Genomic DNA, 16,560 nt, shown 5'->3' with positions numbered 1-16,560 from the left:
AATGGCGACAGTAGGGGTCATCGGCGCGGGCGTCATGGGCAAGGACGTGGCCATCACGTGCGCTGCCAAGGGTTACGACGTCATCCTGTCCGACCACGACTCCGACGTGCTGGCCACCGCGCCCCGGGACATCCGGCAGCTCGTCCGGAAGTTCCGGATGATGTCTCCGGCCGCCGCCGCCTGGAAGGCCGACGAGATCCTGGGCCGCATCCGCTTCGGCACCGACCTCGGCGACCTCGCCGGAGTCGACTGGATCGTCGAGAACATCGTCGAGGACCTGGCCGCCAAGGAGCGCCTGTACCTCGATCTGCGTGACGTCTGCGGCGAGAGCACGAAGATCGCCGTGAACACGAGCTGTATCTCCATCACCAAGCTCGCCGCCGGCACGCCACGACCCCACAACGTCGTCGGCATCCACTTCATGAATCCGGTTCCCCTGCTGGAGTGCGCGGAGGTCGTCCGTGGCTACCACACCTCCGAGGACACGATCAAGCAGGCCGAGGAGTTCGTCCGGTCGCTCGGCAAGCAGTCCATCGTGGTCAACGACATGCCCGGCTTCGTGTCCAACCGGTTGTCGCACCTGTTCATGAACGAGGCGGCCTTCCTGGTGCACGACGGCGTCGCCGAGCCGGAGCAGATCGACGCCATCTTCAAGCTCGGGTACGGGCACAGGATGGGCCCGCTGGAGACCGCCGACCTCATCGGCCTGGACACCGTGGTCGACTCCCTGAACGTGCTCTACGCGGAGTTCCAGGACAGCAAGTTCCGCTGTTGCCCGACGCTGAAGAAGATGGTCGCCGCGGGCCGGCTGGGACGGAAGAGCGGTCAGGGCTTCTACACCTACGCGAACCACTGAGATCTCCCCGAACGCTGACGCGGTCATCGGCTGCGCCACCGGGCAGCGATCCCCCTGGAGGACTTCGATCTATGAAGATGGCGAAGTGTGTCGTCTGGGACCTCGACGACACGCTGTGGCACGGCACCCTGTCCGCCGGCGACGACCTCGTCCTCCGCGACGACGTGGTCAACGTGATCAAGACCCTGGATGCGCGCGGCATCCTTCAGTCGGTGGCCAGCAAGAACAACCACGACGACGCGGTGCGCAAGCTGGAGGAGGTCGGCCTCGCCGAGTACTTCCTCTATCCGCAGATCAACTGGAACAGCAAGTCCAGCTCGCTCGCCGCGATCCGCGAGAAGCTGAACATCGGCATCGACACGATCATGTTCGTGGACGACCAGCCGTTCGAGCGCGACGAGGTGGCCTTCGCCCACCCGGAGGTCGAGACGGTCGACGCGGCGGATCTGGGCACCCTGCTCGCGATGCCGCGCCTGTCACCCCCGGTGGTGACCGAGGACGCCGCCCGCCGTCGGCGGATGTACCTGGAGGATCACGCGCGCAACGCCGCGGAGCTCGAGCACCGGGGCGCCCCGGACGAGTTCCTCAGCGGTCTCGACATGATCTTCACGATTTCTCAAGCGAGGGACGGCGACCTGCTGCGCCTCGCTGAGCTGACCGAGCGCACCAACCAGCTGAACTCCACCGGCATCCAGTACTCGCACCAGCAGCTCGAAGAGCTGATGGGCAGCCCCGACCACGACATCTGGGTGTGCGAGCTGACCGACCGCTACGGCTCCTACGGCAAGATCGGCGTGGCGCTGGTGGAGAAGCAGGACGACCGCTGGACGGTCAACCTCCTGCTGATGTCGTGTCGGACGGTGTCCAAGGGCGTGGGCACGGTCCTGCTGTCCTTCCTGTTGAACCGGGCCGCCGAGAACGGGAAGCGTCTCCTGGCCCGCTTCCGCCGGACCGACCGGAACCGCCAGATGCTGGTGACGTACCAGTTGGCGAACTTCCGCGTGGTGTGGCGCGAGGGCAACGACTACCTGTACGAGCACGATCTCGCGGTCCGTCAGGACTATCCCGGTTACATCAAGGTCAAGATCGATGCGTGACGAGGCGGTGGTGAACATGGCAGACGTGATGGTGGCGGACGCTGCGAACAGGATCCGGGAGTACCTCCGGGAGAACATGACCGCGTTCAAGGACGTCGAGCTGGACGACGAGGAGAACATCTTCGAGCGTGGCTATTTCACGTCGTTGTTCGCCATGCAGCTCCTGCACTACGTCGAGTCCACGTTCGACATCGTGGTTCCGGACGACTACATCATCCTGCAGAACTTCAGTTCGGTCCGCCGCCTCGCGGACATGGTGGGTGAACTGAAGGCCTCGGCTGGTGAGTGACATGGACAGGTCCGACGTCATCGCACGCGCCATGCTCTTCGCCGAGACCGAGCTGGCCCCAAGGGCCGCGGAGTTCGACCGGGACGAGGCCCTGCCGCGCGACGTCATCCAGAGGATGGCGGCGGAAGGTCTGCTCGGTGCGTCGATCCCGACGAAGTGGGGCGGACTCGGCCTGGACCCGCTGGAGTACGGCGAGGTCACCGAGGCGATCGGCAAGGCCTGCGCGTCCACCCGGGCGCTGCTGACCGTCCACACCTCGATCGTCGCCGGGACGCTGCTGGAACTGGCGTCGCGGCGGCTCAAGGAGAAGTACCTCACCGCCCTCGCCCGGGGCGAGATGATCGGCTGCTTCGCGCTGTCCGAGGAGGGCGCCGGGTCGGACGCGGCGGCGGTCGCCACGACGTACATCAGGAAGGGCGACTCCTTCGTCCTCAACGGACGCAAGAAGTGGATCTCCTTCGCCGGTGTGGCCGACCTGATCCTGGTGCTGGCGACCGACAACGGCGTCACGAGCGCGTTCATGGTGGAACGCGACATGCCCGGCGTACGGACCTGGCCGATGTCCGGCTTCCTGGGCAACCGCGCGACCCACATCGCGGAGATCGAGCTGGACGACGTCGAGGTGCCGGCGGAGAACCTCATCGCGGGTATCGGGGCCGGCTTCGGCTTCGTGGTGAACACGGCCCTCCTGCACGGTCGCTACAGCATCGCGTGGGCCGGTGTCGCGCTGGCCCAGGCGGCGCTGGAGGAGATGTGCACCTACGCGACGCGACGCGAGCAGTTCGGGGTCAAGATCGGCACGCAGCAGTTGGTGCAGAAGATGGTCGCCGACGCGGTCACCAGCGTCGCCGCGGCCCGGGAACTGTGTCGCAGCGCGGGCCGGTCGCTCGCGCAGCGCAGTGCCGACGCGGCCACCGAGACGATCATCGCGAAGTACTTCTCGTCCACCGTCGCCCAACGTGCGACGTCGGACGCGGTCCAGGTGCTGGGTGGGAACGGGTGCTGGTCGGGATACCCCGCGGAACGCCTGTTCCGGGAGGCGAAGATCCTCGAAATCATCGAGGGCACCTCCCAGCTGCAGCAGATCATGATCGCCGACGCCGGCTACAAGAAGTACGCCCGGAAGGCATAGGCGATGACCCCGTGTCCGATCCCGCGCGCCGCGAACACCCTGGAGACCGTCATGGCAAGCACCCCCGGTGGCTGGGTGGTGAGGCACCGGTGACCATTCCCTGGATCCTCAGTACGCCGAACGAGCAGGCGCTGCGCGATGTCGCCGGGCGGTTGCGTGACCTCGTCGAGGAGTGCGCCGCCGACCCCTGGGACGTGGGGCGCACGCTGGCGGCCCGCCCGTCACAGGCGCACCGGGCCGTGCTGCTGGGCGGCGGCGACAGCCTCGTGACGGCGGTACGGCTGCTCGCCCAGGGGCGGCCGAGTCCGCACGTGGCGCGGGCGACGGCGGCGGACGTGACCCGCCCGGCGTTCGTCTTCCCCGGCCAGGGCGCGATCTGGCCGGGTATGGCGGCAGAGCTGCTCGACTCCGCGCCGGTGTTCGCCCGGCGCATCGGGGACTGCGCCGACGCGCTCGCACCGCACGTGGACTGGTCGCTGGTCGACGTGCTGAGGTCGGACTCCACGGACCTGTACCAGCAGACCGACGTCGTGCAGCCGGTGCTGTTCTCGATCATGGTCGCGCTCGCCGAGTTGTGGCGTTCGCACGGTGTCGAGCCACAGGCGGTCGTGGCGCACAGCATCGGCGAGGCTGCCGCCGCCTGCGTGTCCGGGGCACTGTCGCTGGACGACGCCGCGAGGACCGCCGTGCTGTGGAGCCGGGCCCAGTCGACGCTGGCCGGCCGAGGCGGGATGGCCGTGGTGGCGTTGCCGGTGCACGAGGTGACCTCGTGGTTCGCCGAGCACGGTCACGACGTCGACGTCTCCGGCCTGATGGCACCCCGCACGGTGGTGGTCTCCGGTGACAGCGCGGTTCTCGCGCTCGCCGCCGAGCAGTTGCGCGCCGCAGGCGTCTACGCGCACGTGACATCCGTGCCGCTGGCCGCGCACTCGCCGCGCGTCGAGGAGGTGCGGGACACCGTGCTGACCTCGCTCGCCTCGATCAGCCCGCGCACCTCGGACATTCCGTTCTACTCCGGCATGACGGGTGGGGCCTTCGACACCGCCGGGCTGGACGCGCAGTACTGGTATCACAACCTGCGTCGACCGATGCTCTTCGAGAGCGCCACGAGGGCCATGCTGGCCGACGGCTATCAGGCTTTTGTCGAGCTCAGCGCACACCCGGTGCTGACCCTGGCCATGCGGCAGACCGTGGAAGCCGTCGGCACGGCGGTGCCGGTACTCCACTCCCTGCGTCGCGACGGGCAGCGCATGGATCACTTCCTGGCCTCGCTCGCCGAGGCGCACGTCCAGGGTCTCGCGGTGAACTGGGAGCCGGTGTTCGCCGGGCGCGGCCGGCCGATCGACCTGCCCGACCTGGACCTGCCCGGATCGGCCGGAGCCGGCGCGGACGTCGCACCGGTCCGGTCGGTGGCAAGCCTGGTGTCCACACAGGTCGCGGGCGTGCTCGGTATCGGCCCGGAACTGGCCCAGGACGACCACACCAGGAGCCTGTTCGAGCTGGGCTGCACGTCGGTGCAGCTGATCGAGCTCCAGAGCGGGCTGGCCAGGGAACTCGGTGTCTCGCTGGAGAGCACGTTCATCATCGACCATCCCACCGCGCACGCGCTCACCGACGAGCTGACCCGCCGGGTCGAGCGGGGACGCGCACCGGCCGAGGCGCGCGCCGCCGCCCCGGCGTCGACGGGGTCGTACTCCGCGGAGCCCGTCGCGGTGGTCGGCATGGCGTTCCGGCTCCCCGGCGGGATCGGCACCCGGCACCAGCTCTGGGAGACGTTGAGCGGCAAGGTCGACGTGGTGCGGGAGGTACCCGCCGACCGGTGGTCGCACAGCGACCTCGACACCAGCGAGGTGACCACCACCCAGGGCGGCTACCTCGACCAGGTGGACCAGTTCGATCCGCTGTTCTTCAGCATCTCGCCCGCGGAAGCCGCGTCGATCGACCCGCAGCAGCGCCTGCTGCTGGAACTGACCTGGGAGGCGCTCGAAGACGCCGGGTTGAACCCGGTGACGGCGGGGCGGGACCGGCGCGTCGGCGTGTTCGTCGGTATCTACAACAACGACTACGCCCAGGTCGGCAAGAACCTCGGGCACCCGGCGGAGCGGTACACCTACACCGGGAACATGGCCAACTCGGCGGCCGGGCGGATCTCCTACAGCTACGGCTTCGACGGTCCCAGCCAGGCGATCGACGCGGCCTGCGCCTCCTCGCTGTACGCGCTGCACCAGGCCGGACGGGAACTGCGGCAGGGCGGCTGCGACATGGTCGTCGCTGCGGCGGTGAACCTGATCCTCAGCCCCGAGGGGCACGTGTCGTGGTCGCGCCTACAGGCGCTGTCCCCGACCGGGCGGTGTCGCAGCTTCGACGACGGGGCCGACGGCTACATCCGCAGTGAGGGCGGAACGGTCGTCATCCTCAAACGGCTGTCCGACGCCGAACGCGACGGTGACGACATCCTGGCCGTGATCAGCGGGTCGGCGATCAACCACAACGGCCAGGGCGGTGGGTTCACCGTCCCGAGCGGGGCCGCCCAGCAACGGGTGGTCGAGGCCGCGATGGCCGAGGCGGGCGTCGGGATCGAGGACGTCTCCTACGTCGAGGCCCACGGCTCGGGCACACCGATCGGCGATCCGCAGGAGCTCAACGCCCTGGCCCGGGTCTTCGCCGGCCGGAGCGGCAAACTGCGCGTCGGCAGCGTCAAGTCCAACCTCGGGCACCTGGAGTCCGCGGCGGGTATGGCGGCGCTGTGCAAGGTGATCGTGTCGATGCAGCACGGCCGCCTTCCGGCCACCCTGCACTTTCGCGAGGGCAACCGCCTGATCGACTGGGACGCCGTCCCGATCGAGGTGGTGGCGGACGAGATCGCGTGGCAGCCGGCCGGCGGCCGGCGGCGTGCCGGGATCAGCTCCTTCGGCATCAGCGGCAGCAACGCCCACATCATCGTGGAGGAGTACGAGCCGACGTCGCGCCGCACGTCGTCGACGCCCGGTCTGCCGCGCCTGCTGCCCGTCTCGGCGAAGTCGGACGCGGCGCTGCGCGCCGCCCTGCGGACCCTCGGCGAGTGGAGTGCTGACACGACCGCCGACCTCGCCGACATCGCGCACACGCTGGGCACGCGGCGGGCGGGTCTGCGACACCGGGCGGCACTGGTCTGCGACGCCGTCACCGACATCCCGGGTGCGGTCGAGGCGGTGCTGGCCGACGGGGGCGTGCGTGACCAGGCGGACCCGGGACAGGTCTTCGTCTTCTCCGGCCAGGGTACGCAGTACCCGGGCATGGCGCGGGAGCTGTACCAGCACGCCGACCTGTTCCGGCGCGAGTTGGACGAGATCGACCGGGTGTTCCGGCGGCTCGGCGACGTCTCCCCGATCGAGGCGATGTTCGGTGACGACGAGGCGTCGTTCCAGTCGCCGCGGCACACCCAGCCCATGATCTTCGCGGTCGGGTTGGCGCTCGCGCGGTACTGGCAGGCGCTCGGCGTCACGCCGTCGGCTGTGATCGGCCACAGCATCGGCGAGTACACGGCCGCCTGCTTCGCCTCCGTCATGAGTCTCACGCAGGCGGTCGACCTGGTGACCCGCCGGGCGCGGGTCGTGGCGGCCTCGACCGGCGACGGCTCCATGGCGACGCTGCTGTGCTCCCGGGAGCGGGCGGAGCAGCTGCTGACCGACTATCCCGACGTCTCCGTCGCCGCCGTCAACGCTGCCGAGAACACCACCGTCGCCGGGTCCGCCGAGAGCATGGCCGAGGTGTTGAGGGCCGCCCGCAGACAGCGGATCTTCACCGAGCGCCTGGACGTCTCACACCCGTACCACTCGGTGCGGATGGCTCAGGCCGCCGACGACCTGTACGCGCAGATCCGGCACCACGAGTTCGAGCATCCGGCCATCCCGTGGATCTCGACGCGCACCGGTGGGCCGGTCACGGCGGACGCGCCGATCGACGCGTCGTACTGGAGCCGGCACCTCGTCGAGCCGGTCCTGTTCCAGGCGGCCGTCGGGGTCGCGATCGCGCGCGGCTCGCGGGTCTTCGTCGAGATCGGCGCGACGGCCACGGTCGGCGGTCTGATCGCGCAGGAGTTCGCGGACGCCGCCATCGTCGTTCCGAGCCTGCGCAAGGGGCGCTCCGATTGTCGGCAGCTGCTCGAGAGCGCGGGTGAGCTGTGGCGGCTGGGCCGGTCGCTGGAGTTCGGTCGGCTGCCCGGCGCGGCGGGCGGCCTCGTCCGCGACCTGCCGCGTACGCCCTTCGACCGGCAGCGGATCTGGTATTCCGACCGCGCCGGAGACCCCATCGCCGTGGCGCGGCCCGCCGTCGCCGAACCGGAAAGGACCGGTGTCCAGCGGATGGCCGATCGAGGACCCGTCCTCACGTTCGTCAAGCAGTGCGTCAGCCAGGTCACCGGGGTCGGCGTCGACGCGATCGACGAGTCGGTGCACCTGTTCGCGCTGGGAGTCGACTCCCTGATGCTCGTCCAGTTGGGCAAGCGCGTCGAGGCCGAGTACACCGTCGAGATCCCGATCAAGGCGTTCTTCGAGTCCCTCTACACGCCGGGTCTGCTGGCCGACTTCGTTCTCGAACAGCGGCCCGCCGAGGTGACGCCGGTGCCGTCGGCGGAGCCCGTGGCCGTCGCGCTTCCGGAACCGCGGGCCGCCGCCGCGCCGCCGGCCGAGATCCGCGGTCGACTCGACCCGGCCGGCACACCGGCGCGCGGAGTCGAGGACCTCATCCGGCAGCAGCTGGAGATCATGCAGCAGCAGCTGGCCGTGCTGTCGGGGGTGCCCTCCGGCACGCCGACGCCGACGCCGGTCGTCCCGGAGACGACGGCACGCCGCGCGACGCCCGTCTCCCGCAAGGTCGGCTCGTACAGCAACAACATCGAGCTCAGTCAGGACCGGCTCACCGACGAGCAGAGCGCGTTCATCCGCGACTTCGTGGCGCGGTACACCGCGAGGACACCCACCTCCAAGGTGTATGCCGGGCAGCACCGCGAGGTGTTGGCGGACTGGATCGCCTCGCTGAACTTCAACCCGAGTATCAAGGAGACGGTCTACCCGGTCGTGTCGGCCCGGTCGCGCGGGGCGACGTTCTGGGACGTGGACGGCAACGAGTACGTCGACACCGCGATGGGTTACGGCGTGCACTTCTTCGGCCACCAGCCCGACTTCATCCTCGACGCGATGCGGGACCAGCTCGACCGGGGCTACGAGCTCGGCCCGCAGAACATGGTGGCGGGTGAGGTCGCGGCACTGGTCCACGAGATGACCGGCGCGGAGCGGGTCGCGTTCTGCAACACCGGTACCGAGGCCGTGATGGTGTCGGTGCGCCTGGCCCGGGCCGTCAGCGGCCGGGACAAGGTGGTCAGGTTCCTCACCTCGTTCCACGGCAGCTACGACGCGGTGCTGGCCGAGGCCGACGGCGAGGAGAGCATTCCCACCTCGATCGGTATTCCGCAGTCGGCGGTCGACGACACGATCGTGCTCACCTATGGCAGCGCCGAATCGCTGGACCGTATCCGGCGGCACGGCTCCGAGCTGGCCGCCGTGCTGGTCGAGCCGGTCCAGTCGCGCAACCCGACGTTGCAGCCCACCGAGTTCCTGCGGGAGCTGCGCGAGATCTGCACCGAGAACGGCATCGCGCTGATCTTCGACGAGATGATCGTGGGCTTCCGGATCGCGCTGGGCGGCGCGCAGGAGCACTTCGGCGTCGAGTCGGACATGTCGCTCTACGGCAAGCTCGTCGGAGGCGGTATGCCGATCGGCATCATCGCGGGCCGCAGCAGGTACCTCGACGCCGTCGACGGCGGCGCGTGGTCGGACGTGGACGACTCCAAGCCGGCGGTCCCCACGACGTTCTTCGCCGGGACCTTCTGCAAGCACCCGTTGACGATGGCCGCGTGCCGGGCCGTGCTGTCCTATCTGCGCGAGCACGGCGCCACCGCACTCCCCGCCGTCAACCGGCTCACCGCCGACTTCGCCCGTCGTGTGAACGACTACTTCGACGCGGAGGAGGTGCCCCTGAAGGTGACGCACTTCGCGTCGCTGTACAAGTACGAGACGGTCGTGCCGCGCGACATGGGGCACATGTCGTTGACGCTGAACCTGTTCTTCAAGCTCCTGGTGTTCCACGGCGTCTACGTGTGGGAACGCAGGACCGCCTACTTCTCGCTGGCGCACACCCGCGAGCATCAGGACCGCATCTTCGAGGCCATCCGCGCCAGCGTCGAGGCGCTGCGCGGTGGGGGGTTCGACTTCCGGCGGTCGACGTCGACCGCGCCGCGTGGCCTGCCCGTCGGCGCGCCCCGGGGCACCGATCTCACGCCGCTCGACCCCACGGCGGTGTCCGAGCAGGAGAAGCGGGTCTACGTGCTGTCGCGGATGCGCGGCGGTAACGAGGCGTACCAGATCCTGGCCGGCCTGCGTTTCGACGGCGCCCCCGACCGGGAGCGGCTCGCCGAGGCGTTCCGGGCGATCGCCGACAAGCACGAGAAGCTGCGCGGCTACTACGAGATCGACGCGACCGACATCAAGGCCCGCGTCGCGGCGGAGGTCACCCCGGAGTTCCACCTCTTCGACCACACGCGCGAGCCCGGACTGCGCGCCGAGGACGTCGTCGCGGTGATGAACCGGCCGTTCGACCTGGCGACGCCGCCGCTGTGGCGTTACGGGATCGTCATCGACGAGGACGGCGTCCACCACCTGCTGCTCTCGCTGCACCACATCATCGCCGACGGCGGGTCGATCGACATCCTCCTCAACGACCTCGCCGAGCACCTCGGGCGCGGTGAGCTGAGCCCGGTGCGGTCCGACGGCTACCCGGCGTTCGTGCGGCAGCAGGCCCGCTCCGTCGGCCTGGCCTCCTACCAGGAACACCGGCGATGGTGGCTGCGCGAGTTCGAGACCGTCCCGCCGCCGCTGAGCCTGCCGACCGACTCCCCGTACCCGCTGGTCAACGACTTCCACGGGACGCACCACTACTTCCGCATCGACGACGCGCTGCACCAGGCGGCGAAGGCGGTCATCGAGCGGCACCGCACCACCCCGTTCATCTTCTATCTGTCGCTGTGGTCGGTGCTGCTGGCCAACGCCGCCGACACCGAGGACCTGTGCGTGGGCGTCCCCCTGGACCAGCGGATCATCGGCACGTACGACGACACCGTCGGCATGTTCGCCCAGTCGCTGCCGCTGCGTGTCCGTACCGCCTCGGACGCCCGTCTGCCGGACCTGCTCCACGCGGTGCGCGACACCAGCCTCGCCGCCGTCGAGCATTCGCCCTACTCCTACGACGTGCTGGTCCAGGAGTTGGACCTCGACCGGGACTTCGGACGCAACGCCCTGTTCGACGTGATGTTCACCTTCACCAACGCCCGCGAGCGCGTGCGGCGGTTCGGTGACGTGAGCGCCACGTCGGAGGACTTCGGGGTGCCCCGCTCGATGTTCGCGCTCGCCCTGGAGCTCACCGAACGCGACGGTGGCCTTTTCGGCGACCTGAACTTCTCCAGCGTGTACGGCGAGCGGCGGATGACCGAGTTGGCCGAGCAGTTCGTGCACCTGATCGCCCAGGTCGTCCGGGAGCCGGACCAGACGCTCGGGGAACTGTCCCGGTTGGACGACGAGACGCGGGACCGACTGTTGACCATGGGCACCGGACCGGTCGTGGTGGACCTGCCGACCCTTGCCGAGGCGTTCGACACGGCGGTCCGCGAGCACGCGGAGCGGGCCGCGCTCCGGTTCCGTGGCGAGGAGGTCAGCTACGCCGAGCTCGCCGAGCGGGTGAACCGGTACGCCGGTCTGCTGCATGAGCACGGCCTCGGTCAGGGCGACCTGGTCGGGCTGCTGCTGCCGCCGACGCCCGAACTGGTCACGCTGATGCTCGCGGTCAACCGCATCGGTGCCGCGTGGCTTCCGATGGACGTCAAGGACCCGGCGAAGCGGCTCCGACTCGTGATCGACACGGCCGAGCCCACGAGGGTCGTCTGCGCCGAGGAACTGGCCGGCGCGGTGGGACTCGGTGACCGTGCGCTGCATCTACCGGCGGACATCCCGGCCGGTCCGACGCCGCCGGTCGGGTCGCCGGGCGGGCCGGACGACCTCGCGTACGTGATCTTCACGTCCGGGTCGACCGGAACGCCCAAGGGCGTCGCGGTCACGAACGGGTCGTTGGCGAACTTCCTCGTCGGGATGCCCGAGGCGCTCGGATGGGCGGACCGGAAGGTGGTGGGCTGCCTCACCACCCCGTCGTTCGACATCCACCTGCTGGAGACGCTGTTGACCCTCACCAGCGGCGGCACGGTGGTGGTGGCCGGTGAGTCGGAGGTCCGTACGCCGGCGGACATCGCCGAGTTCGTCGCGGCCAACGGTGTCGAGTACCTCCAGATGACGCCGACCCGGTTGCGTCTGCTCTGCGCCGACCCCGAGGCGGCCCGCGCCACGCTGGCGCGGCTGGACAAGCTCGTCGTCGGCGGTGAGGCGTTCCCGGAGGACCTGCTGCCCCGGTTGCGGGAGCACCGGTCGCTGGGTGTTCACAACGTCTACGGCCCGACCGAGACCTGTATCTGGTCCAGCGTCAAGGACCTCACCGGGGACGACGCCACGGTCACCATCGGCGTCCCGATCGCCAACACCACGATGTACGTGCTGGACGACAACCTCCGGCTGGTGCCGGAGGGAGTGACCGGGAACCTGTGGATCGGCGGGCTCGGTGTGTCGCCCGGGTATCTGCACCGGCCCGAGTTGACCCGCGAGCGGTTCCTTGCGAACCCGTTCGGTGACGGCAGGATCTATCTCAGCGGCGACCGCGCGCGGTGGCAGGACGGCGAGCTCCACTGCCTGGGTCGGGTGGACGACCAGGTCAAGATCCGGGGCTACCGGGTCGAGTTGGGTGAGATCGAGCTGGCCATCACCGGGCACGAGATGGTGACCGGCGCGGCGGTGATCGTCCAGGAGTTGCCGAGTGGCAGCCAGGTCATCCGCGCGTTCTACCAGGTACGCGAGGGCGGTTACCTGGCACCGGAGGCGCTGCGGAACTGGCTGACCGAGCGGCTGACCGACTACATGGTCCCGGCGACCCTGGCCGTGGTGTCGGACATCCCCATGACCACGAGCGGCAAGGTCGACCGCACGGCGTTGGCGGCGCAGGCCGACGCCGGCCCGCCGGTGGAGCCGGGGCGTTCCGAGGAGCGCGGTGTCGGCGTCGCCCAGGAGTTGGTCACGGCCTGGCGCACGGTCCTCGGTGACATTCCGATCGGCGCCGACGAGAGCTTCTTCGACCTCGGCGGCAACTCGTTCAGTCTGGTCCTGCTGCTGGAGGAACTGCACCGGCAGTTCCCGGGCATGCTCGACGTGAGCGACCTGTTCGCGAACCCGACGATCGGCAAGCTCCGCAAGCTCCTGGAGTCCCGGCTCGCCGGGCAGGACTCCGACGCGCTGCTGACCGGTTTCGGGGTACGCCTGCCCGAATCGTGGTTCACGCACGACGCCACCGCCGACGGCCGGGTCGAGGCCGCGCTGCCCGCGCGGACCAGGGCGACGTTGCGGCGGCTGCGGCGCAGCGGAGCGCGGGAGCCGGAGGATCTGGCCCACGTCGCGTTCGCCGTCGCCCTGCACAAGCTCGTCGGCACGGATGACATCTCGCTGTGCGTCCTGGACGACGACGCCCGGGTGACCGTGGTGCGGTTCGACTTCGCCGGCAAGACCGATCTGGCCGACGTGCTGGACGACTACCGGCGGCAGCGCGACCACAACGACCGGCTCGACCTGCACCGCTTCGTCGCCTGCCGGGGTGTCGACCGCACCGTCTCCGTGGCGTGCGGCAGCGCCCGGCAGTGGGAGGAGGTGGACGTCCTCCGCCACTTCGACATCGGGTACGCGATCGACGTCCTGGCCGACCCCGTCGCGGTCCAGATCGACCACGCCCGCGAGGTGGACTCCACGCGGGTCGAGCAGGTGATGGGCGGCCACCTGAAAGTCCTCGCAGTCCTGGGCCGGCCCGCCTCGAAGGAGAAGGTGCAGTCATGAAGGATCTCGTGATCGTGTTTCCGGGGCAGGGCTCCCAGTTCGCGGGCATGGGCAGGAAGTGGTTCGACGAGCACGAGAGCGTGCGGGACCGCTTCGGGCAGGCGTCGGACATCGTCGGGTACTCGCTGGCCGACCTGTGCTTCACCGCACCGCCCGCCGAGGTGACCAGGACCCGGCACGCGCAGGTCGCGTTGCTGGTGCTCAGCTACTCGATGTACGAGGTGATGGCCGCCGGGCGCAGGGTGCCGGTCTCGTACCTGACCGGCCACAGCCTGGGGGAGATCACCGCGTTGCTCGCGGCGGGCGCGCTGACGTTCGAGGACGCGGTACGCCTGGTCAAGGCGCGCGGTGAGGCGATGGAGAGCTGTGCTGCGGGCAGCGGCACCGGGATGATCGCCGTGGTGCGGATGCCGGCCGCCGACGTGGAGAAGTGCGTCGGGGACTTCAACGCGGCGGGTCACGACGTGCAGGTCGCCAACTACAACGGCGAGACCCAGACCGTGCTGTCGGGCAGCCTGGACGACCTGTTGGGCGTGACCGCCCACCTGGAGGACCGTGGGGCGCGGGTGATCAAACTCAACGTCGCCGGCGCGTTCCACAGCACGTACATGGCCGCCGCGCTGCCCGAGTACACCAGGGCGCTGGACGAGATCACGTTCGCGGAACCCGCCGTCCCGGTCTACAGCAACGTGACCGGCGAGGTGTACGAGAGCGCCGAGGCCATCCGGGAGGCGCTGGCCGTCCAGCTGACCAGCCCGGTGCGGTGGAGCGACATCATGGCGTCCCTGGTGGAGCGCAAGGCGGCGGTCTGGATCGAGGTCGGGCCGAAGCAGGTGCTGAAGAAGATGCTCACCGGTGCCGTCGGCTCGGGCGAGGTGTACAACCTGGACGAGGAGCCCGAGCGGGTCGGCGCGGTGCTCGACCAGCTCGTCGAGCTGAAGAAGCGCGAGCCGGGGCTGGTCGGGCTCTGCCTGGGAGCTGCGGCGGCCACCCGCAACCGGAACTTCGACGCCGACGAGTACCACAACGGCGTCGTCGTGTCGTACCGCAAGCTCCAGGAGCTCAGCAAGCTCGACCAGGAGTCGCTCTCCGACCGGCAGAAGCAGACCGCGTTGGACCTGCTGCTCACCATCATGGGAACGAAGCGGGTCCCCGAGGCCGAGCAGCGGGACCGGGTCGAGTCGATCGTGTCCCGGACTCGTGAGGTCGGCCTCCGGACGAACGCGGGGGCGCTCGCCACATGAGTTCCCTGCTCGATCTTGACGACCTGGACCTGACGGGGCCCCCGGACGACGCCGACGTCCCCGTCACGCGCTCCAGTCCACGGCGGAAGGCCGAGCCAGTCGCCATCATCGGGATGAGCGGCCGGGTCGGCGAGGCGGAGAACCTCGACGCGTTCTGGTCGACGCTGCTGCGCGGCGAGGAAGGATACCGGGACCTGCCGGAAGCCCGACGGGCCGACGTCGACGCCTACCTCGCCGCGCGGGGCGTCCGGCTGCCGATCGCGGCCGAGCGCTACTCCGGCGGCACCCGGCTGCCCAGCGTGTCCGAGTTCGACTACCGGTTCTTCTCGCTGTCCCGGCAGGAGGCCAAGTCGATCGACCCGAACCAGCGGATCTTCCTGGAGACCGCCTGGGCCGCGCTGGAGGACGCCGGTTACCTGAACAAGGACATCGGCGGCCGGAAGGTCGGCGTCTACGCGGGCATGTCGGCCGACTTCGGCGAGGACTACCGGGCGATGATCCAGGCGGTCAGCCCGGGGGCGCCCGAGATCGCGGTCGCCGGCAACATCCGGTCGATGATCGCCAGCCGGATCGCCTACCTGCTGGACCTGCGGGGACCGTCGCTGCTGGTCGACACGGCCTGCTCGTCGGGATTGGTGGCCGTGTACACGGCGTACCGCGCGATCCAGAGCGGCGAGTGCTCGATGGCGATCGTCGGCGCGGTCAAGACCGACCTGCTCCCGGTCGACGCCGACGACGAGTCCGGCATCGGCATCAAGGACATCCAGGACACGCTCTCCGAGGACCGGCGTACCCGGACCTTCGACCGCAGGAGCGACGGCACCAGCGCCGCCGAGGGCTGCGTCGTCTTCGTGCTCAAGTCGCTGGACCGGGCGCGGCGCGACGGCGACAACATCCACGCCGTCATCATGGGCGGCGCGGTGAACCAGGACGGGGCCTCCAACGGCATCACCGCGCCCAACGCCGACGCGCAGGCCGACCTCATCACCGAGGCACTCGCCGACTCCGGGGTCCGGGCCGAGCAGATCAGCTTCATCGAGGCGCACGGCACCGCCACCAGGCTCGGTGACCCCGTCGAGGTCAGCGGCATCCAGCGGGCATTCTCCCGGCAGACCGACCGCAAGCAGTTCTGCGGCATCGGCACGGTCAAGACGTACATCGGCCACATGGACAACGCCTCCGGCCTCGCGGGGCTGGCCAAACTCGTCCTGTCGCTCAAGCACCGGGTCCTGCCGGCGAGCCTGCACTTCGAGGAGCCGAACCCGAACATCGCGTTCGCGCAGACGCCCGTGTTCGTCAACGACCGGACGGTGGCCTGGGCCGACGACGACCAGGAGACGTTGTTCGCCGGCATCAACAGCTTCGGGCTGAGCGGGACGAACTGCCACCTCGTGCTGCGCAGCGCGGACCCGGTCGGCGCACGGCCCAGCGGGGGCTCGCCGTCCTGCTTCCTGCTGCCGCTGAGCGCTCCCGACGCCCCGGGCCTGACCAGGCTCGCCGAGCGTTACCGCGAGGTCCTGGCCCGGCCCGAGACGGACCTCGCCGACCTCGCCTTCACCGCGTCGGTCGGCCGGTTGCACCATGGCGTACGCGCCGCGTTCGTCTTCGAGAACCGGGCGGAACTCGACGCGTTGCTGGCCCGGTTCCTCCAGGACGGCGACGTCGGTGCCGCAGGTCCGGACCTGAGCCGGGGCGCGTTCCGCCTGGTACTGGAGCGTGGCGACAAGCGGGAGCCGCACGACCTGCTGCACTCCGAACACGACGAGCTGAACCGGGAGGCGGCGGCGACCCTCGGTGCGACCGACCGCGCCGCGCTGCGCCGGTTGGCGTCCCTCTACGCCCGGGGTGCGGAGGTCGACTGGCAGCGGGCCGCCCCGGCGGGCGCGCGCCGGACGTCGCTGCCGACGTACCCGTTCGCGCAGACCCCGT

Annotated in this window: 7 protein-coding genes (1 of these 7 only partly in view); all 7 read left to right on the top strand. The window is 69.9% G+C overall.

All coding sequences use genetic code 11. The features are described 5' to 3' along the window. The first annotated feature begins 1 nt into the window (after position 1). Positions 2 to 856: a 3-hydroxyacyl-CoA dehydrogenase family protein gene (locus ABZ738_RS21055; RefSeq protein WP_176094562.1), complete on the top strand. Its 855-nt coding sequence runs from the start codon at positions 2 to 4 to the stop codon at positions 854 to 856. 71 nt (positions 857 to 927) lie between these two features. Beyond that, complete coding sequence (locus ABZ738_RS21050) at positions 928 to 1,953, top strand: HAD-IIIC family phosphatase (RefSeq protein ID WP_357215568.1); 1,026 nt, start codon at positions 928 to 930, stop codon at positions 1,951 to 1,953. Continuing rightward, on the top strand, positions 1,946 to 2,242 hold the full coding sequence (locus ABZ738_RS21045) for a phosphopantetheine-binding protein (RefSeq protein ID WP_357215565.1): 297 nt from the start codon (positions 1,946 to 1,948) through the stop codon (positions 2,240 to 2,242). Before ABZ738_RS21050 ends, ABZ738_RS21045 begins: the two co-directional genes overlap by 8 nt. Before the next feature lies 1 nt (position 2,243). Next, a complete protein-coding gene (locus ABZ738_RS21040) occupies positions 2,244 to 3,374 on the top strand; it encodes an acyl-CoA dehydrogenase family protein (protein ID WP_131052702.1) in 1,131 nt (376 codons plus the stop codon). 89 nt (positions 3,375 to 3,463) lie between these two features. After that, positions 3,464 to 13,387 carry an amino acid adenylation domain-containing protein gene (locus tag ABZ738_RS21035; RefSeq protein WP_357215561.1) on the top strand — a complete coding sequence of 3,308 codons (9,924 nt, stop codon included), beginning with the start codon at positions 3,464 to 3,466 and terminating at the stop codon, positions 13,385 to 13,387. After that, complete coding sequence (locus ABZ738_RS21030; protein WP_176094561.1) at positions 13,384 to 14,631, top strand: ACP S-malonyltransferase; 1,248 nt, start codon at positions 13,384 to 13,386, stop codon at positions 14,629 to 14,631. The genes ABZ738_RS21035 and ABZ738_RS21030 overlap by 4 nt, the downstream gene beginning before the upstream one ends. Then, positions 14,628 to 16,560, top strand: the 5' end (the start) of a protein-coding gene (locus ABZ738_RS21025; RefSeq protein ID WP_357215558.1) for an SDR family oxidoreductase. 2,660 nt of this gene lie beyond the right edge of the window; 1,933 of the gene's 4,593 nt are visible here — the first part of the coding sequence; the start codon lies at positions 14,628 to 14,630; its stop codon lies off the right edge, out of view. Before ABZ738_RS21030 ends, ABZ738_RS21025 begins: the two co-directional genes overlap by 4 nt.

The organism is Micromonospora sp. NPDC047793, assembly GCF_040642635.1.
GTDB lineage: Bacteria > Actinomycetota > Actinomycetes > Mycobacteriales > Micromonosporaceae > Micromonospora.
This window is presented reverse-complemented; position numbering and strand designations above follow the sequence as displayed.